19 protein-coding genes are annotated in these 19083 nt (G+C 63.6%); 10 read left to right on the top strand and 9 right to left on the bottom strand.

Annotated elements, in window-relative coordinates; all coding sequences use genetic code 11:
* Positions 1 to 464: 464 nt before the first annotated feature.
* The 7 genes from dnaA to dut all read left to right on the top strand — a co-directional run bounded on the left by dnaA (position 465) and on the right by dut (position 7279).
* The gene (gene dnaA / locus EKN06_RS08580; protein WP_205693864.1) at positions 465 to 1850 is read left to right on the top strand and encodes a chromosomal replication initiator protein DnaA; all 1386 of its coding nucleotides are present in this window, start codon (positions 465 to 467) and stop codon (positions 1848 to 1850) included.
* Between the two features lie 11 nt (positions 1851 to 1861).
* Positions 1862 to 2278, top strand: a complete 417-nt coding sequence (locus tag EKN06_RS08575) for a hypothetical protein (RefSeq protein WP_205693856.1) — start codon at positions 1862 to 1864, stop codon at positions 2276 to 2278.
* Between the two features lie 18 nt (positions 2279 to 2296).
* Positions 2297 to 3109, top strand: coding sequence for a bifunctional DNA-formamidopyrimidine glycosylase/DNA-(apurinic or apyrimidinic site) lyase (gene mutM / locus EKN06_RS08570; protein ID WP_127612499.1), 813 nt, complete (start codon positions 2297 to 2299; stop codon positions 3107 to 3109).
* Positions 3110 to 3179: 70 nt separating this feature from the next.
* Complete coding sequence (locus EKN06_RS08565; protein ID WP_127612498.1) at positions 3180 to 3929, top strand: class I SAM-dependent methyltransferase; 750 nt, start codon at positions 3180 to 3182, stop codon at positions 3927 to 3929.
* A gap of 10 nt (positions 3930 to 3939) precedes the next feature.
* A complete protein-coding gene (gene ubiB / locus EKN06_RS08560) occupies positions 3940 to 5496 on the top strand; it encodes a 2-polyprenylphenol 6-hydroxylase (protein WP_127612497.1) in 1557 nt (518 codons plus the stop codon).
* Positions 5497 to 5556: 60 nt separating this feature from the next.
* Positions 5557 to 6807 carry a bifunctional phosphopantothenoylcysteine decarboxylase/phosphopantothenate--cysteine ligase CoaBC gene (gene coaBC, locus EKN06_RS08555; RefSeq protein ID WP_127612496.1) on the top strand — a complete coding sequence of 417 codons (1251 nt, stop codon included), beginning with the start codon at positions 5557 to 5559 and terminating at the stop codon, positions 6805 to 6807.
* Positions 6794 to 7279: a dUTP diphosphatase gene (gene dut / locus EKN06_RS08550; protein WP_127612495.1), complete on the top strand. Its 486-nt coding sequence runs from the start codon at positions 6794 to 6796 to the stop codon at positions 7277 to 7279. The genes coaBC and dut overlap by 14 nt, the downstream gene beginning before the upstream one ends.
* Before the next feature lie 163 nt (positions 7280 to 7442).
* Here dut and EKN06_RS08545 read toward each other — a convergent pair whose 3' ends face one another.
* The 4 genes from EKN06_RS08545 to secB form a co-directional block, all read right to left on the bottom strand.
* Entirely contained in the window at positions 7443 to 8129 is a 687-nt protein-coding gene (locus tag EKN06_RS08545; RefSeq protein ID WP_240654696.1) for a DUF4136 domain-containing protein, read from the bottom strand.
* A 219-nt stretch (positions 8130 to 8348) separates the two neighbouring features.
* Entirely contained in the window at positions 8349 to 9380 is a 1032-nt protein-coding gene (gene trpS / locus EKN06_RS08540) for a tryptophan--tRNA ligase (RefSeq protein WP_127612494.1), read from the bottom strand.
* Between the two features lie 13 nt (positions 9381 to 9393).
* Positions 9394 to 10989: a murein biosynthesis integral membrane protein MurJ gene (gene murJ / locus EKN06_RS08535; RefSeq protein ID WP_127612493.1), complete on the bottom strand. Its 1596-nt coding sequence runs from the start codon at positions 10987 to 10989 to the stop codon at positions 9394 to 9396.
* Positions 10990 to 11020: 31 nt separating this feature from the next.
* Complete coding sequence (gene secB / locus EKN06_RS08530) at positions 11021 to 11551, bottom strand: protein-export chaperone SecB (RefSeq protein ID WP_127612492.1); 531 nt, start codon at positions 11549 to 11551, stop codon at positions 11021 to 11023.
* A gap of 291 nt (positions 11552 to 11842) precedes the next feature.
* On the opposite strand from secB, the gene EKN06_RS08525 reads away from it, so the two are divergent.
* From EKN06_RS08525 to EKN06_RS08515, 3 genes are read left to right on the top strand one after another with little or no spacing between them, the layout of a single operon-like run.
* On the top strand, positions 11843 to 12520 hold the full coding sequence (locus EKN06_RS08525) for a Tim44/TimA family putative adaptor protein (RefSeq protein ID WP_127612491.1): 678 nt from the start codon (positions 11843 to 11845) through the stop codon (positions 12518 to 12520).
* A 9-nt stretch (positions 12521 to 12529) separates the two neighbouring features.
* Positions 12530 to 13672, top strand: a complete 1143-nt coding sequence (gene mltA / locus EKN06_RS08520) for a murein transglycosylase A (protein ID WP_127612490.1) — start codon at positions 12530 to 12532, stop codon at positions 13670 to 13672.
* Complete coding sequence (locus EKN06_RS08515; RefSeq protein WP_127612489.1) at positions 13669 to 14253, top strand: Smr/MutS family protein; 585 nt, start codon at positions 13669 to 13671, stop codon at positions 14251 to 14253. Before mltA ends, EKN06_RS08515 begins: the two co-directional genes overlap by 4 nt.
* Here the strand turns inward: EKN06_RS08515 and EKN06_RS08510 are convergent.
* The 5 genes from EKN06_RS08510 to aroC all read right to left on the bottom strand — a co-directional run bounded on the left by EKN06_RS08510 (position 14250) and on the right by aroC (position 19028).
* The gene (locus EKN06_RS08510; protein WP_127612488.1) at positions 14250 to 14852 is read right to left on the bottom strand and encodes a Pr6Pr family membrane protein; all 603 of its coding nucleotides are present in this window, start codon (positions 14850 to 14852) and stop codon (positions 14250 to 14252) included. The two genes, EKN06_RS08515 and EKN06_RS08510, sit on opposite strands and share 4 nt — an antisense overlap.
* Positions 14853 to 14963: 111 nt before the next feature.
* Positions 14964 to 16577, bottom strand: a complete 1614-nt coding sequence (ahpF, locus tag EKN06_RS08505) for an alkyl hydroperoxide reductase subunit F (RefSeq protein WP_127612487.1) — start codon at positions 16575 to 16577, stop codon at positions 14964 to 14966.
* A gap of 104 nt (positions 16578 to 16681) precedes the next feature.
* Complete coding sequence (gene ahpC / locus EKN06_RS08500) at positions 16682 to 17248, bottom strand: alkyl hydroperoxide reductase subunit C (RefSeq protein WP_127612486.1); 567 nt, start codon at positions 17246 to 17248, stop codon at positions 16682 to 16684.
* A gap of 185 nt (positions 17249 to 17433) precedes the next feature.
* Positions 17434 to 17949 carry a GNAT family N-acetyltransferase gene (locus EKN06_RS08495; protein ID WP_127612485.1) on the bottom strand — a complete coding sequence of 172 codons (516 nt, stop codon included), beginning with the start codon at positions 17947 to 17949 and terminating at the stop codon, positions 17434 to 17436.
* A complete protein-coding gene (gene aroC, locus EKN06_RS08490) occupies positions 17940 to 19028 on the bottom strand; it encodes a chorismate synthase (protein ID WP_127612484.1) in 1089 nt (362 codons plus the stop codon). The genes EKN06_RS08495 and aroC overlap by 10 nt, the downstream gene beginning before the upstream one ends.
* Between the last annotated feature and the right edge of the window lie 55 nt (positions 19029 to 19083).

Below are 19083 nucleotides of genomic sequence, written 5' to 3'. Positions count from 1 at the left end.
TGTCGCAAAAGAGCCGTCCGGACAGGGCGGCTTTTTTGTTGCGCTGCAACATCGCCCTGTCAGGCGAGAACGCAGTCACGGTAAACCTCAGGGAATCCGCCGATTCGGGAGGCTCTTTCGATAAAATTGTGAAATTTCAGTCGGTTGAAACGAGATGAATGCGTTTCTGCGACCTTGCGCGAGTCAAGCGGCTTTATTTCAGTTTATTTACGCTGCAAGCCTTGCCGGTTCGCCATCCACAACTCTACAAAATGGCTCGTCGACCATCGGTCATGGTTGGCAACACTTTACATTGCGGTACAATCTTTCCTGCCGATGGGGGTCGGCGGACGACGAACGGTTTTTGCCGTTTGTCGGGAGGGGCTTGAATCGTGATTGCGGATCGGAGGCAAGAACGCATGACACGAACGGGGGGTTTCGGCTCGCTGGCAGGGCGTACGCCTGGCAACGACAAGGCGGGCGAGATGTTTGAGGAAGAGCGTGAGGCATTGGCGGCGGACTGGTCGGATATCTGCACCGGCCTGAAAAAGGATCTGGGGCATCAGGTCTTCACGCAATGGATCCGACCGATAGAGGTCGGCAATTTCTGCAAGGAAACGGGGACGCTGGACCTGTTCCTGCCCACCGAATTTTCGGCCAACTGGGTCAATGATCGCTTCGCCGATCGCCTGTCGCTGGCCTGGAAGATCGCGCGGATCGAAGTTCGCAACGTGCGCGTTTCGGTTCACCCCGGTCGCCGCAAGCTGCCCGAACTGCGTGTAGGCACTTCGGCCGCCAACGATCACATGCCGCCGCAGAACCCGGTCGAGGCTATCACCGAGCTTGGCTCGGCGGGTCTCGATCCCTCGCTTACGTTCACCACGTTCGTGACGGGCGAAGGCAACGTTCTTGCCTACAACGCGGCCCAGCGCATGGCGGCCATCGAGACCCCGCAGTTCTCACCGTTGTATCTCAAGGCCGCGACCGGACAGGGCAAGACGCACCTGCTACATGCGATCGGCCACCAGTTCGCGGCGGCCAAGCCCGGATCGCGGATATTCTATTGTTCGGCCGAACGCTTCATGGTCGAATTCGTGCAGGCCTTGCGCCAGAACCAGATGATGGAATTCAAGGCCCGCCTGCGCGGCTTCGATATGCTGTTGGTGGACGATATCCAGTTCATCATCGGCAAGGCGTCGGCGCAGGAAGAACTGCTCTACACGATCGACGCGCTGCTCGCCGAAGGCAAGCGACTGGCCTTTGCCGCCGACCGTGCGCCACAGGCATTGGACGGGGTCGAACCGCGCCTGCTGTCGCGTCTGTCGATGGGTCTGGTCGCGGACATCCAGCCCGCCGACATCGAATTGCGCCGCAAGATCCTCGAACATCGGCTGACCCGGTTTGCAAGCAACGACGTTCCGGGCGACGTGATCGAATTCCTCGCCCGAACCATCAGCCGCAACGTGCGCGAACTGGTCGGCGGCCTGAACAAGCTGATCGCCTATGCCCAGCTAACGGGTCAGCCCGTTTCGCTCAACCTGGCCGAAGAACAGCTGACAGACATCCTGTCGGCCAACCGCCGCCGGATCACCATCGATGAAATCCAGCGCACGGTCTGCCAGTTCTACCGGCTCGACCGCAGCGAGATGGCGTCCAAGCGCCGCGCCCGCGCCGTGGTTCGCCCGCGGCAAGTGGCGATGTATCTCGCCAAGGTGCTGACGCCGCGTTCCTACCCCGAAATCGGTCGCAAGTTCGGCGGCCGTGATCATTCCACCGTGATCCACGCGGTGCGGCTGATCGAGGACTTGCGCACCCGCGATGCCGACATGGACGGCGACGTACGCTCGCTGCTGCGTCAGCTCGAGAGCTGATGCGATCGATAATGCCCGCCCTCGCGCTCGTCGTGTTGGGCGGGTGCGGGCCAGAGCCAGAGCCGCAGGCCACTGCCTTTGCGCAAGAGGAACAACCGCTCGCCGACATTTATGTCGCGCGCCATGCGTCCGTTCCGCTCGGCCCCGACGGCAAGCCTGCGCCGGCGCGGATGGCGCTGTTCCACGGGCACTACGCTGTCGCCAACGGCTGCCTCGTTTTCGACATGGGCGGTGAGCAACCTGCGCTGGTGCGATTCGCGCAGGATACGCCAATCACGGTTTTCGGCGATCGTGTCGTCATCGCCGGGACCGCGCATGCGTTTGCGGACAAAGAACAGCGCGGCGGCGGTTTCGAAGGCCCGGATGCTTACGACCTGCTCGTCGAACGGCCACCCCAACGCTGTCCCTATTCCGTGATCGGCCCATGATGCCTATCTGGGCGCACGATGCCTGAACTTCCCGAAGTCGAAACCACCGTGCGCGGTCTTGCCCAGTTCCTTGAAGGCGAGCGGATCTCGCGCGTCGTGTTGAACCGCGCAGACCTGCGCCGTCCTTTCCCGCCCGAACTGGTCCAGATGATGACCGGCGCGCGGGTGGAACGGCTGGGGCGGCGGGCGAAATATGGCCTCGTCGATCTCGATCGCGGGCAGACCATGATCTTCCATCTGGGGATGAGCGGGCGCTGGCGGATCGATCCCGAAGAGATCGGCAAGCACGATCACCTCGTGCTCGAAACCGGCGCGGGGCATGTGCTGGCGCTGAACGACGCGCGGCGGTTCGGCTCTGTCGATCTATGGCCGACCGACGATCTCGCCGCGTTCGGCCCCTTTGCCGACATGGGGCCCGAACCCTTGGAGGCCGATCTTTCGGCGCGCCATCTGGCCGACGCCTTTGCCGGTCGCATCTCGCCGGTAAAGGTCCTTCTGCTCGACCAGAAGATCGTCGCGGGGCTGGGCAATATCTATGTCTGCGAGGCGCTGCACCGCGCGGGCATCCGGCCCGACAAGGCGGCGGGTAAGGTGAGCTACGCCAAGCTCAAATTACTGGTTCCCGCGATCCGCGAGGTCCTGCTCGAATCGATTGCCGCGGGCGGATCGTCGATGCGCGATTATGCCAAACCCGATGGCGAGTTGGGCTATTTCGCCACGAAATGGCAGGTCTATGGCCGCGAAGGGCAGCCATGCCATTGCGGCGGAACGGTGGAACGGGTGGTGCAGGGCGGTCGCAGCACGTTCTTTTGCCGCAAGTGCCAGCGTTAAGGCATGGAACCTGCACCCCTGCCCACAAGTTGCTTTTCCTGAGGCCCTTCCGGCCCTAGAGGCTTGAGGCATGAGCGAACCCGGCAATCCGTCCGCCACCGTATCCTTCGGCTACGACGACATCGATCCGCAGGACAAGACACGCCGCGTCGGCGACGTCTTTTCGGCCGTCGCGCGCAAGTACGACGTGATGAACGACGCCATGTCGGTTGGGATGCACCGGTTGTGGAAGGACCGTTTCGTGCGGCGGGTAAAGCCGCAGCCGGGCGAACGCATCCTCGACATGGCCGGCGGCACCGGCGACATCGCCTTTCGCATGGAGGCGAAGGGCGCGACGATCACGGTGTCCGACATCAATCAGGACATGCTCGACGTCGGGCTGGAACGGGCGGTTTCGCGCGGGATCGACACCCTCGTTTGGTCTCGTCAGAACGCCGAGGAGCTGGCCTTTCCGGATCGGTCTTTCGATGCCTACACCATCGCGTTCGGCATTCGGAACGTTACGCACATCGACCGCGCATTGGCAGAGGCACATCGCGTGCTGCGCCACGGCGGGCGATTCTTCTGCCTCGAATTCTCGACCACCGAATGGCCGGGGTTCAAGGAAGTCTACGACACTTATTCGCACAAACTGGTGCCCCGGATCGGTCAGGCCATCGCAGGCGATGCCGACAGCTATCGCTATCTCATCGAATCGATCCGCCGCTTTCCGAAGATGCCCGAATTCGAAGCCATGATTCGCAAGGCCGGTTTCAGCCAGACCAAGGTGGAGCCGATCCTTGGCGGGCTTGTCGCGATCCATTCCGGCTGGAAGATCTGATCGCCATTCGATGACCCGTCCCGCCACGCATATCTTCCGCCTTTTGAAGTGGGGCCGCATCCTTGCGCGGCACGGCGCGTTGCGTCCGATCGAACGCAATCCCGAAACCCCGGCGCAGGTTCGCCGCCTTTGCCGGCTGGCCCGGTTGGGCACGGTCCAGCCCAAGGAACCCGATTTCGCCAGCGCGTTTCAGGCCATCGGCCCCGCTGCGATCAAACTGGGCCAGACGCTGGCCACCCGACCCGACATCGTTGGCGAACGTGCAGTGCGCAACCTGCTCACGCTGCAGGATTCGCTGCCGCCGGTGCCGTTTTCGGAAATCGCGCGATCGATCGAATCGAGCTTTGAGCGGTCGCTGTCAGACCTTTACGAATATATCGACGAAGTCGCCGTCGGCGCAGCGTCCATCGCGCAAGTGCACAAGGCGGTGACGACCGATGGCGTGACCGTCGCGGTAAAGGTGCTGCGTCCCGGCATCCGCGAACAGTTCGCCAGCGATATCGAAACTTACGAATGGGCCGCCGCGCATCTCGAGGCGCTGGGAGGAGAGGCCAAGCGATTGCGGCCGCGGCTCGTCATCGCGAATTTCAAACGCTGGACCTTGCGCGAACTCGACCTGAGGCGAGAGGCGGCATCGGCGTCGGAACTGTCCGAAGCGATGCACGCGGTGCCCGGATATTGCATCCCGACGGTGGACTGGGACCGGACGAACGGCCGGGTCATGACCATCGAATGGATCGACGGGGTCAAGATTTCGGATCGCGCGGCGCTGATCGCAGCGGGGCACGACCTGCCTTCGCTGGCGCAGCGGCTGGTGCTCGCGTTCCTGCGTCAGGCGATCAGCGGCGGTTTCTTTCACGCTGACATGCATCAGGGCAACCTGTTCGTGCGCGCCGACGGGGCCATCGTGGCGATCGATTTCGGCATCATGGGGCGGATCGACCGGCGCGCGCGGGCGTGGCTGGCGGAAATCCTTTATGGCCTGACGACAGGCAATTACCGTCGCGTCGCCGAAATCCATTTCGAGGCGCAGTACGTGCCCAGTTATCACAACATCGACGAATTCGCGACCGCGCTGCGGGCCGTGGGCGAACCGATGCGGGGCAAGCCGGTGGGCGAACTTTCGGTGGGCCAGATGCTCGACGGATTGTTCGCGATCACCCGCGATTTCGACATGCAGACGCAGCCGCATCTGCTGCTGCTGCAAAAGACGATGGTCATGGTCGAAGGGATCGCGACACAGCTCGATCCCTCGATCAACTTGTGGGACACGGCGGCGCCCTATGTCCGCGAATGGATTCGCGACGAACTTGGTCCAGAGGCCGCGATCGCGGACAAGCTGCGCACCGACACGCAGACGTTGTTGCGCATCCCCGAACTGATCCGCCGGATAGAAGACCGCTTCCCGCCCAAGGGTGGCGCGCCCGAAGCACCGCCGCTGCCCGATATCGAACTGATCTGGGAACGCCGCGAACGCACGCGCAGGCCAGTGTTGCCCTATGCCCTTTCGGCGGCGCTCGGCGCGGGCGCGCTTTATGCCGGGATGGTATTGGGCTGGGTTGGATAGGGGGCGCGGGCGGATCGCCGCACTTGCGGCGCGCAGCGCGACGGGGCAGGACTGCACGCGATGGCTGAAACAGGTTCCAAACGCATTCTCCTGATCGTGGGCGGCGGTATCGCGGCCTACAAATCGTGCGAACTTGTCCGCCTCATCCGCAAGGGCGGAGCAGAGGTTACGTGCGTGCTGACCGATGGCGGGGCGCAGTTCGTGACGCCGATGACGCTGGCGGCTTTGAGCGAGAACCCGGTGCACACGACGCTGTGGGATCTCAAGAACGAGGCCGAGATGGGCCATATCCAGCTGAGCCGGGAAGCCGATCTGGTCGTCGTGTGCCCGGCGACGGCCGACCTGATGGCAAAGATGGCGGCGGGCGTTGCCGACGGGCTTGCCACGACGCTGTTGCTGGCGACGGACAAGCCGGTGCTGGCGGTGCCGGCGATGAACGTGAAGATGTGGGAGCACCCCGCGACGCAGCGCAACGTGGCGCGGCTGCGAGAAGACGGCATACGGGTGATGGACCCCGACGAAGGGCCGATGGCATGCGGCGAATTCGGCGCGGGCCGCTTGCCAGAACCCGAAGCGATCTGGGCCGCGATCCGCGATTTCGGCGTCGCGCCCGACCCGCTGGCAGGTCAGCCGGATTTTGCAGGCGAGGCGCATCGCAGGCTTTTTGGCAAGCATGTGCTTATCACCGCGGGGCCGACGCACGAACCGATCGATCCGGTGCGCTATATCGCCAACCGGTCGAGCGGGAAGCAGGGCTTTGCCATCGCTGCTGCGGCGGCAGAGGCCGGAGCGCGGGTATCGCTGATCGCGGGGCCGGTGCATCTCGATACGCCGCCCGGCGTTGAGCGTGTCGATGTCGAATCGGCGCGCGAGATGATGGCCGAAGTGGAAAAGGCGCTGCCCGCCGATGTCGCGATCATGGTCGCCGCCGTCGCCGATTGGCGCGCCGCCGATACCGCGGGGCAAAAGATCAAGAAGGACGGATCGGGCGCGGTCCCGCCGCTGGCGCTCATGGAAAATCCAGATATCCTCGCCACGCTGGCGCAATCGCCGCAGCGGCCCGGCCTGCTGATCGGCTTTGCCGCCGAAACGCAGGACATCGTCGAACATGCCACCGCAAAGCGGACCCGCAAGGGCGCCGACTGGATCGTCGCCAACGACGTTTCTGGGCCAAAGGGCCAAAGCGTGATGGGCGGCGATACCAACACCGTTCAAATCGTAACCGCATCGGGCACCGAAAGCCTGCCGGCCATGCCAAAGGGACAAGTGGCTGCCGCCATAATCGACAGGATCGCCAATGAAATCGCATGAACCCGTCCCCGTCCCGGTCATGCGGCTTGAGGGCAACGACGACTTGCCGCTGCCCGCTTATGCCAGCGACGGCGCAGCGGGGATGGATGTGGTTTCGGCCGAAGAACGCGTGCTGAACCCCGGCGACCGCGCGGCGGTGGCAACAGGCATCGCGATGGCCATACCCGAAGGATACGAAGTGCAGATCCGCCCGCGTTCGGGCCTCGCTCTCAAGCACGGGATCACCGTGCCCAATACGCCCGGAACGATCGATTCGGACTATCGCGGCGAACTGAAGGTGATCCTGATCAACCACGGGGTCGAACCCTACAAGATCAGGCGCGGCGACCGCATTGCACAGGCCGTGCTGAGTCCCGTGGTGCAGGCCAGTTGGCTGGAGGTACACGAACTGGACGAGACCAGCCGCGGCGAGGGGGGCTTCGGTTCGACCGGCTTCGGTTCCGCGAAGGTCGAGCCGATCCGCAAGGACTAGACAAAAAAGCCCGGTCGCCCCTCAAATCTCGTTGGCCTCACTTGGGGAGGCTCTCATGCGACCGGACAGTCGTGGGACAGGCGTGGCCGGCCTGTCCCGGGGGAACTCGTGTCATGGTGCAAAGGGCTGGGCGACATCTGCCGCCCAACCCCTCACAATCGGATCAATCGATCCGGCGTACTTTTTTCTCGCGATCTTCCGGCGCGATCGAGATGCGCATGGTTTCGCCCGAATGGCCGGGGAAATCCGTGAACATCGCGTCGACCAGATTGGGCACGAGATGCTGCAGGCGATTGGAGCGCGAGACCGCTTCAGCCTTGCCTTCGAACAGGCGCTGGCCATCGACGCGGCGGTCGATTTTCATGTCGATGCCGCTTGTGTAGATGGTGTAGCTGCGCACGTCCGGACCGTTGTCGAAGAACGGATCATACCAGCCGTAGCCCCATGCCGAATGGCGGTAATAAGGGCTGTAGAAGCCCCGACGACCGTAACCGCCGTACCAGGGATCGAAGAACGGATCGCGGCTGAAACCGGTGGTGACCACCTTTTCACGGCCGTTATCGACGCCGTAATCGAAACGGACCAGCAAATCGGCCGTTTCGGGCGAACCCATCGTATAGCCAAGCTCTGCCATTTCGGCTTCGACGAAGTCCGCATATTGCGAAAACTCCAGCCCGCCCGCCAGCGCCGGATCGTCCGCGACGACGGCAAAGGTCTGGCCGGACGGCGCGGGCAGCTGAGTCTGGAAGCGCGACACGTCGGCATTGAACGGTGTGGCGCAAGCGGCAAGTCCCGCCAGGAGCAGCGGAGCAGAAGCCAGCTTCATCGCGCGCAGTGCGTTGAACTTCATTTGAAACCCTCCAAAATCAAGCGTCGCCCGAGCGTGAACAAATTTCCCCCTTGGATGTACGCGAGTCGTACAGGGCAACGCGAATAATGCACGCTTTGTGGACTAAAGGCCATGAACCGTGTTTGAATGGTCACCTTAACAAAAGTCATGATTATCGAAGGGAGATAAGGACTTGGCAGGGGGCATCGCGCAATCCGGGCGAGTTCGGTAAGCTATGCCTCAGCGCAAGAGTCCCAGCGCTTCGTAAGTCGCCGCCAGCGTTTTGGCGGCCGCATCGCGCGCCCGCGCCGCACCGGTGGCGAGCAGGCGGTCGAGCTCTGGCGTGTCCTGCTTCAATTCCACGAAGCGCGCGCTGATCGGGCGCAACGCTTCAACCAGAATTTCGCCCAATGCGGGTTTGAACTTGCCGAAGCCTTCGCCGCCGAATTCGCCCAGCACGTCTTCGACGCTGCGTCCGGTCATAGCGCCGAAAATGGCGACGAGGTTCTTCGCCTCTGGCCGCTCGGCAAGATCCGCCGGGTCGGACGGCAGCGGTTCGGCGTCGCTCTTGGCCTTTTTCACCTTTTTCATCACCATGTCGGGATCGTCCGAAAGGTTGATGCGGCTCATCTCCGACGGGTCCGACTTGCTCATCTTTGCGGTACCGTCGCGAAACGACATGATGCGGGCGGCTTCGGGCGGGATGAACGGTTCGGGCAGGGTGAATACCGGCGTCTGCGTGCCGTCGGGCTGCACCGGGCCGAAGTCGTTGTTGAACTTCTGCGCGATGTCGCGGGCAAGCTCCAGATGCTGTTTTTGATCCTCTCCCACCGGGACGTGGGTCGCCTGATACAACAGGACGTCGGCGGCCTGAAGCACGGGATAAGTGAACAGCGCGACGCTGGCGCCTTCGCGGTTCTTGCCCGACTTGTCCTTGAACTGCGTCATGCGGTTCAACCAGCCCATCCGCGCGGTGCCGTTCAACAACCACTGCAATTCGGCATGCGCGGGAACCTGCGCCTGGTTGAACAGGACGGACTTTGCCGGATCGACCCCACAGGCGAGCAGCGCGGCAGCCATCTCGCGCGTGTTCGCCTTCAGCTCTGCAGGGTCGTGCGGCATCGAAATGGCGTGGAGATCGGCGAGGAAGAAATAACACTGGCCGCCGGTCGCCGCGACTTCGTCCTGCATGCGCACCCAGTTGCGGATTGCGCCGAGGTAATTGCCGAGGTGGAGGTTGCCGGTGGGCTGGATGCCCGAAACGATGCGCATTCTTCGGTTCCGTCTATTCGGAGAGATCGACGACCTTGGCAGGCCGCCTGCGCCGTAGCTGGGCAACGAGGTCCTTGTCGAGAGCGCCGACGACCAGTGCGATGGCAAAGAAGCTCACCATCCCGGCCACCACCAGCGCACCCAACGACCATATGCGTTCCACCACGGACCCGCCATAGCGATCCGCCATCAGCGGCACGAGGTACCACAGCAGCGCGCCCATGACGGCGGCGGCCACGATCTGGCGCGCGATGCGACCGGCCAGTTTGGCGGTGAAATGGAACCAGCCGCGCTTTTGCAGGATGACGTAGAGCGTCAGGACATTGAGCGTCGCGGTGAACGCTGTCGCGCCCGCCAGCCCGACGATGCCGTAGCGCGGCACGACATAGAAGTTGATCGCGATGTTGAGCGTCAGCACGCCCGCCGCGACCCAGACCGGGGTCCGCGTGTCCTCACGGCTGAAGAAGGCGGGCTGGAACACCTTGACGAGAACATAGGACGGCAGGCCCATGACCAGCGCCATGACGATGTTGCCCATGATCAGGCCGTCGGCGGGAGTCATCTTGCCGCCCACGAAAAACGCGGTGGTGAACGCCGGCGCACAGATCGCCAGCGCCACGGCGGCAGGCAGCGTGAACAGCGTGCCGACTTCGACTGCGTTGGCCTGCAACCGCTGTGCTTCGGCCTTGTCGCCCGTCTGGATATGGCGGGCCAGCATCGGCAGGATCGCGGTGCCCAGCGCAATGCCGACGATGCCCAGCGGCATCTGGTTCAGCCGGTCGGCCAGCTTCAGCAGGGTCAGAGTGCCCTGCGGCAAGGTGGTGGCGAAGAACGTGTCGACGAACTGGCTGATCTGATAAACGCCCGCGCCGAATGTGGCGGGCAGGATCAGCATGCCCAGCCGCTTGATTTCGGGCGTTACCTTGGGTGTCCCGATCCGCAGCTTTACGCCCGCGGCCCGCGTCGCCCACCACATGTAGGCGAGCTGCACCGCGCCTGCGACAGGCACGGAGATGGCCAGCGCCGTCGCGATGTCGGCATCGCTGCCACCGTGGTGTCCGATCCAATATCCCGCGCCAAGCCCGCCGATTAGCGTCAGGTTCAACAGCACCGGCACGAAGGCGCCCGGCGCGAACCGCGATCGCGCGTTGAGCAGGCCCGACAACATGGCGACAAGACTGACCAGCCCCAGATAGGGGAAGGTAAATCGGCTGAGCATGACCGACAGTTCGTACTTGCCGGGCACGGCCTGATATTCGCGGGCCAGCAACCAGACGATGCCCGGCATGGCCAGCATCGCGATGGCGGTAAAGCCCAGCAGCACCCACACGAAGATGGACAGCACGTCCTGCGCGAAGTGATTCGCGCCATCCTCGCCCGCATCGCCATCGTGCAGGCGGCGCGAATACATCGGGACGAAGGCGACCGAGAACGCCCCTTCGGCGAACAAACGCCGGAACGTGTTGGGCAAGATGAAGGCGAGCTGGAAGGCATCCGCCGCCAGTCCCGCGCCCAACACTCGCGCCAGAAGCATGTCCCGCGCAAAGCCGAACACGCGGCTGATCGCGGTCAGCCCCCCGATCGTTCCGACATTGCGGACAAGGCTCATGCGGTTTTGCGGCCCGCCTAAGGCTTGGCGCTCAGGCTTCGCCGCCCGGAGCGAACGGCGCATCGTCCTGTTCGGCGCGGCGCTGGTTCAGCTGCTGGATGTAAATGCCCTGGAAATCGATGGGGTCCAACAGCATCGGCGGGAAGCCTGCGTCCTGCACGGCGTCGCCAATGATGCGGCGCGCGAACGGGAACAGGATGCGCGGCGCTTCGGAATAGAGGAACATGTGCCCCTGATCGTCCGGCACGTTGCGCATGCCGATCAGTCCGCAATAAGCGAGATCGACGATGTAGACGGTGCCCTGATCGGCCTTTGTCGTGACGGTGATCTTCAGCGTGACTTCGTTCACCTCGCCATCGATCGGCGTGGCGTTGATGTTGAACTGCACGTCGACGTTCGGCTGACCCTGCCACTGAAACGATTGCGGCGCATTGGGATTTTCGACCGACAGGTCCTTGATGTACTGCGATATCAGCCCGATTGCGGGCATGGTATCGGCACCATTGGGCTGCGGGCCTGCGTTGTCGCCAAGATCGGTGATGATGTTGCCTTCGTCGGCCATGATAGTCTTTCGCTTCGCTGGGATATGGGTCGAACGGGATAGGAAAAATTCGGGCATTCGATCCGCCGGCCCCAAGGAACAGGGCGGGGACGCGGTCCCGCATGCGCGCCTAGCACCGCTGCTACGGCCCGGCAACCGGCCTGCGGGCGGTTCCGCGAGGAAATGCCTACGCAAATTGCGGGATACCGTACGGCATTCGACAGTTGTCGAATTGTGTTTCCTTCCTATTTGGGGCAGGTTCATACTTAATCGCCATAATGGCGCCACACGCTCGCAACGGGACAGGTCCCAGTGATAGTTGAAATTGTCATCCTCGCCATGATCGCCGCTTTTCTCGGCCTGCGCCTCTATGCAGTGCTGGGTCGCAGGGCGGAGCACGAGGAAGAAACATTGATGGGCCATCTTCCGCGCGCAGCCGACCCGCGACAGCCGGCAACTGAACGCGCCGGCGATCAGGGCGCGGCGCGCGTCGTTGATGCAGGGTCGGTCATGGATCGGGCGCTTGTCGGCGTGCCCACCGGGGCGCACCGCGCGCTTCGGGAAATCGCAGCCGCCGACCGCCGCTTCACGCCCGCAGCCTTTGTCGAAGGTGCCAAGGCTGCTTATGGCATGATCCTCGAAGCATTCTGGAAGGGTGACAAGGAAACCCTGAACCACCTTTGCGACGACGATGTCTATGCCAGCTTTGCCGCCGCGATCGACGCGCGCGAAGCCGCCGGCGAAACGGTGGAAAATCGCCTGATCCGCATCAATGAGGCGGAAATCACGTCTGCCGATTATGATTCGCCGATGGCCCGCATCACCGTGCGTTTCGCAGGCGACATTGCGGCTTTGACGAAGGACAAGGACGGCAACATGATTGCCGGGTCGCTGGACGATGCGGTCGAAAGCCAGGATGTCTGGACCTTCAGCCGCAAGGTGACCGCGATGCGGCCCGACTGGCTGCTCGACGAAACCGACCAGGGCTAAGTTTCGCACATGAAGCGGGTCGCGCGCCGGATTGCTATCGCGCTCGGCGCGTCCCTGCTTGCATCTTGCGCCGCGCCTCCGCCCGCCGAAGCGCCGCTGGCGCCGACACCGACCAACGCAGTTGAAACCGGACTGACCGCCGGACCGGGCGTGGCTTCGCTCGGGCTTACCCGCCCGGATGCCGAAGCGGCGCGGCTGTCCTTCATCGAATCGTGCCCGAAACTCCTGTCGCGCAACGACGGCAGCGGTATCGGCGCTTACTGGACCCCGGTTTGTGAGGCGGCGCCGCTCTGGTCTGGCGATCCGGTTGGTTTTTTTGACGCATGGTTCGAAACCGTGCAAGTTGGCAGCGGCGATGCCTTCCTCACCGGCTATTTCGAACCGCAGATCGCGGGCGTCGAAGCCGCGCGCACCGGCTATGACGTGCCGGTTTATGGAGTTCCCGACGACCTGATCCGCGATCCGGCCTATACTGGCGAAGGGCGCGGACCGCAGGGCCGCATCGGCGCCGACGGACGCTTCGTACCCTATTACGAACGGTCCGAGATCGTGTCGGGGGCCATCGCCGACAGCGCGCCGGTGATCGGCTGGGCACAAGACCCGATCGACTTCTTCTTTTTGCAGATTCAGGGGTCGGGCCAGCTGATCGGCCCCGACGGGCAAGTCACCCGCATCGGCTATGCCGGGCAGAACGGCCGCGAATACGTCGCGATCGGCAAGGTGCTGCGCGAACGCGGCGTGTTCCAGCCCGGAGAGGCGACGATGCAGGGTATCGTCGCATGGCTCCACGCCAATCCTGCCGCTGCCGCGGACGTAATGAACGAAAACAAGTCGTGGGTCTTCTTCAAGGAACTGACGGGCGACGGACCGCTGGGCGCATTGGGCGTGCCGGTTCGGGCCCATGCCAGCGTTGCCGCCGACCCGAAATTCGTGCCGCTGGGCGCGCCGGTTTTCATCGACGCCGCGCATGACGAAGCGGACGGATTGTGGATCGCGCAGGACACCGGCGGCGCGATCAAGGGCGCCAACCGCTTCGACACGTTCTGGGGCGCGGGCGAAGATGCCAAGCGAATCGCCGGCGGGATGAGCAGCGATGGCAGGGCGCTGATCCTCCTGCCCAAGGGTACGCTTGCGCGCATCGGGTCGCGATGAAACCGCCCCGCGTCCGCACGCCCGAAGGGTTGAGCGAGGCCGAAGCCGCGCTCTGGTCGCAGGTTGCCCAGACGGTGACGCCGTTCAAGGATCGCGCGATCCGTCCCACCCCCTTGCGCAAGGTCGCGCCGGCGAAGGTTGCCGGTCCCCCGCCAACCCCGGCCAAGCCCAAGGGCCGCATCCCACCGCCGCGTCCCGCCGTCCCGCCACCGCCGCCGCAGGGCCCCGCACCCGGCCTCGATTCGCATTGGGAGCGCCGTCTGTCTCGCCGGGTGCTGGAACCTGACTTCACGCTCGACCTGCATGGGCACACGCTGGACCAGGCGCACCGGCGGCTCGACATGGGGCTGGCGCAGGCCAAGGCGATGGGCGCGCGGGTCGTATTGCTGGTCACGGGGCGATCGCGCCCGGTCGAATCGGCGGACAGGGGAGAGCGGCGCGGCGCTATTCGGGCCAAGGTGCTCGACTGGCTGGCCGCAGGGCCGCATGGATCGGACATTGCGGTGGTCCGCAATGCACAGCGGCGGCACGGCGGCGAAGGTGCGCTCTATCTCGTCCTGCGCCGGGGGCGAGGGGACTAGCGCCGCAACCTTGCGATCCCGAGGATGAATCCACCGGTGATCAGGAACGCGATGGCCAGCCCGACGACGTTGATCAGCAACGCAGTCCAGCCGATCTTCGGCAGGTCGAGAAAAGGATATGGATAGACGCCCGACGCCGCGCCGCGAACCAAGGCCACGGCGCAATAGGCGATCGGCCACGGCAGGACCCAGACCAGATCGCGCCAGCCCGCCGCCAAACGGCCACCGAACGCGACCCACCACAAAAGCGTGAGGATCGGGATGACGGTGTGAAAACCCTGATCCGTTACCATGTTCAGCCCGGTGAACGTCTGCAGGTCAGCCAGTATCGCGTGATAGACGAGCGCGACCATCGCGATGGCGGTGACCAGCGCCAGCAGGACGCCGCCGCCGACATGACGGCTGTTTGCTATGCGCAGCATGACGAAGACGACTGCGGCATTGGTAAGGATGGTGAAAAACCGGGTGAGTACGAGGAAGGCCCCCACCAGCGATCCGGTTTTTTCGATGCTCAACACGATCTGCAGCGCGAAATTCGTCAGCCCGACGATGGCGATGATGATTGCCGCGATGCGGTCGGCGGAGATGCTGCGCGTCATGGCGAAAGTCTAGCGCAGGTCGCCCGGCCTGAAAATGCAATTGGGCAAATGCGAAACGGGCGACACCGGTTGCCCGGGGTCGCCCGTTCGGTTGTTACCACCTAAGCCCGATCAGGCGACCTGCGCCTCGTGCGTGGTGGCGGCCTGCGCGATATCCTCGACCGGTTCGTTGCGGATCAGGTAATCGAATGCCGACAGCGCCGCCTTCGACCCTTCGCCCATGGCGATCACGATCTGCTTGTAAGGAACAGTGGTCGCATCACCTGCCGCGAACACGCCGGGCAGGTTGGTCGCGCCGCGTTCGTCGACCTTGATCTCGCCGAATTTCGTGAGATCGAGGCCGGTGTCTTTCAGCCATTCGGTGTTGGGGATGAGCCCGATCTGGACGAACACCCCTTCGAGAGCGACGGTCGCTTCCTCGCCGCTTGCGCGGTCCTTCCACACGAGACCGTTGACCTTGTCTCCGTCGCCGGTGACTTGCGTGGTCTGCGCGTTCGTCAGGATGTCGACGTTCGCGAACGAACGCAGCTTGTCCTGCAACACCTGATCGGCGCGAAGCTGGGTGTCGAATTCGATCAGGGTGACGTGGCCGACGATGTTGGCAAGATCGATCGCCGCTTCGACGCCCGAATTGCCGCCGCCGATCACCGCCACGCGCTTGCCCTTGAACAGCGGGCCGTCGCAGTGCGGGCAATAGGCCACGCCCTTGTTCTGGTACTCCGCCTCTCCCGGCACGCCGAGCGAGCGCCAGCGCGCGCCGGTGGCGAGGATCAGGCTGCGCGCCTTGACCTGCGCGCCGTTGTCCAGTTCGACGGTGTGGTACCCGCCCAGCTCAGTCGCCGGGGTCAGCTTTGCGGCGCGGACGGGTTTCAGCACGTCGATGTCGTAATCGGCGATGTGCGCGTCCAGTTGGGCGGCAAGCTTGGGCCCTTCGGTGTAGCTGGTGGCGATGAAGTTCTCGATACCCATGGTGTCGAGAACCTGGCCGCCGATGCGATCCGCCGCGATACCGGTGCGAAAGCCCTTGCGCGCAAGATAGATCGACGCCGCCGCGCCCGCCGGACCGCCACCGATGACGAGCGCTTCGAACGGGGCCTTTGCGCCCATTTCCTCGGCCGCGCGGGCAGAAGCGCCGGTGTCGACCTTGGCGAGGATATCCTCCAGCCCCATGCGGCCGCTGGCCCACATCGCGCCGTCCTTGAAGACGGCGGGGACGGCCATCACACCGCGGCGCTCCACCTCGTCCTGAAATGCGCCGCCTTCGATCAGGGTGGCGGTGACGCCCTTGTTGAACAGGCTCATCAGCGTGAGCGCCTGCACCACGTCGGGGCAGTTGTGGCACGACAGCGAGAAGTACATGTCGAATTCGTGGGTGCCCGAAAGCTCGCGCACCTGCTGGACCAGCTTTTCATCGACCTTGGGCGGGTGGCCACCGGCCCACAGTAAGGCGAGGACGAGCGATGTGAATTCGTGGCCCAGGGGTACGCCCGCGAACGTCACGGCGACGTCGTGGTCGGATGCGCGGCGGATCACGAAGCTGGGCTTGCGAGCATTTTCGCCGTCGAAGCTGGCGGTGACCTTGTCCGACAGTTCGGCAATCGTGGTTAGCAACTGCCGGGTTTCGGTCGATTTCGGCCCATCACCAAGCGAGGCGACGAGCTCGATCGGCTCGCGCAGCATGCCGAGATACTGTTGCAGCTGCTGCTTCAGGTTGGCGTCGAGCATCGGGAATTCTCCGGAATTTCAAGACAAAGCGGCCCGGGGCGCGGGAAGGCACCCCGGGCCACTGTTCTATCGGTGCCCCTGCAAGACAGGAGCCGTATTTGCGATCAGATCTTGCCGACGAGATCCAGCGACGGGGCGAGAGTGTCCGAACCCTCTTCCCACTTTGCCGGGCAGACCTGGCCGGGGTTGTTGCGCACGTACTGTGCCGCGCGGATCTTGCGGACCAGTTCGTTGGCATTGCGGCCAACGCCTTCGCAGGTCTGTTCCATCAGCTGGATCACGCCATCGGGATCGACGACGAAAGTTGCGCGATCGGCAAGGCCCATTTCCTCACGCAATACGCCGAAGTTCTTCGACAGCGTGTGGAGCTGGTCGCCAAGGAAGGCGTACTTGATCTTGTTGATCTTTTCCGACGTGTCGTGCCACGCCTTGTGGCTGAAATGCGTGTCGGTCGATACGCCGAACACTTCGACGCCCATCTTCTGCAGCATGTCGTAATGCTCGCCCAGATCCTCAAGCTCGGTCGGGCAGACGAAGGTAAAATCGGCGGGGTAGAAGAAGAACACGGCCCACTTTCCGGCGATGTCCTTTTCGGTCACGTCAAAGAAATCCTTGCCGGTCTGGAACGCGGTTGCCTTGAACGGCGTAATCGTGCTGCCGATGATACCCATGTAATATTTGCTCCTGTGTGGATTGCGGGATTCGAAACTCGCTTGGGGGAAATAAGGCATCGCGCCAAGGATTGAAGTGCAATGTTGCGATTGCGAAGATCGAGAAAACCGATCAACCGCATGAATCCTGTACGGAACCCCGATTATCTTGCCTTGTGAATGGCGCAACGCAGCGTGATATGCATCTAATTCGGGTTCGGACACTTCACCATCGAAACCAGATGGGGAACAAGATTTTCCGGATGGGCCCGATAGGGTTCGATTCTGAGAAAGCCCATCGACCGGTAAAGCGCGATCGCCTCGTCCTGTCGGTCCCCGGTTTCCAGCATGACACGCGTGAAGCCATCGGCTGTAGCCGCCGCGACCAGCCGTTCGGTTAGCGCGCGACCTGCCCCTTTGCCTCTGCCCGCCGCACTGACGTAAATGCGCTTCAATTCGCAAGATCGTTCGTCGAAGCGGCGATAGGCTCCGCCGCCGACAACGGCGCCATCTTGTTCGAGCAGGAAGATGCGGCCTTCGGGTGGACGGTACGTTGCCGCGATTTCGGCCAGTTCCGTCGCCGCGTCACGCGGAACGAAGTATGCTTCGATCAGGTCCGTCCGGTCGGAATAACGATTGCGGCACCAATCGATGAATTCACGGCAATTGGCGGCAAAGGCATTGCGGTCCGCATCGCTCACCGCTTCGCGGATCAGCCGCATTGCGCCCGGTGCAACATCGAATGATCGGCCAGCACCAGCGCCATCATCGCTTCCACCACCGGCACGCCGCGAATGCCGACACACGGATCGTGGCGGCCTTTCGTGACGATCTCGCTGGCATGGCCGTCGCGTGTGACGGTGGGCACAGGGATGAGGATCGAACTGGTCGGCTTGAACGCCACGCGCAGCCGCACCGGCTGTCCGGTCGAAATGCCGCCCGCGATGCCGCCTGCGTGATTCGCTTCGAATTGGGGCGTCGAACCATCTGCGCCAGGCCGCATCGGGTCTGCGTTCTGTTCACCGCGCAGGGTGGCGGCGGCGAAACCGTCACCGATCTCAACGCCTTTTACCGCGTTGATGCCCATCATCCCGGCGGCTAGATCGGCATCCAGCTTGGCGTAGAGCGGCGCCCCCCAACCGGCCGGAACGCCCGTTGCCTCGCACGTCACCACTGCACCTAGCGACGATCCATCCTTGCGGGCGGCATCGACCATCGCTTCCCAGCGTTTGGCAGCATGGGCATCGGGGCAGAAGAACGGGTTGTTGCCGATTTCGTTCGCATCGAAGTTCGCGGCGTCGATTTCGTCGCCGCCGATGGCGCTGACCCAGCCGCGAATGGCGACGCCCGGCACGATCAACCGCGCCACCGCGCCTGCCGCGACCCGCGCTGCGGTTTCGCGCGCGGACGAACGCCCGCCGCCGCGATAGTCGCGAAAACCGTACTTTGCGTCATAAGCATAATCGGCATGACCGGGACGATAGCTTTGCGCGACGTCCGAATAATCCTTCGACCGCTGATCGGTATTTTCGATCATCAGGCTGATCGGCGTTCCGGTCGTGCGCTGGATTCCGTCGTTTCCGGCAAAAACACCCGAAAGGATGCGGACCTCGTCGGCCTCTCGCCGCTGCGTCGTGAAGCGGCTGGTGCCGGGTTTGCGCGCGTCCAGATATGGCTGAATGTCGCTTTCGCTCAACGCAATACCGGGCGGGCACCCGTCGACCACCGCGCCCAGCGCCGGGCCATGGCTTTCGCCCCAGGTCGTGAACCGCAGCACGCGGCCGAACGTGTTGAAACTCATGGCATGGCCCCTTTGCGCGCCTCTTCGTCGGATTGCGCGCAAATGTCCAGTTGCT

The sequence above is a fragment of the Croceicoccus ponticola genome (assembly GCF_004004515.1).
Taxonomy (GTDB): Bacteria; Pseudomonadota; Alphaproteobacteria; order Sphingomonadales; family Sphingomonadaceae; genus Croceicoccus; species Croceicoccus ponticola.
This window is presented reverse-complemented; position numbering and strand designations above follow the sequence as displayed.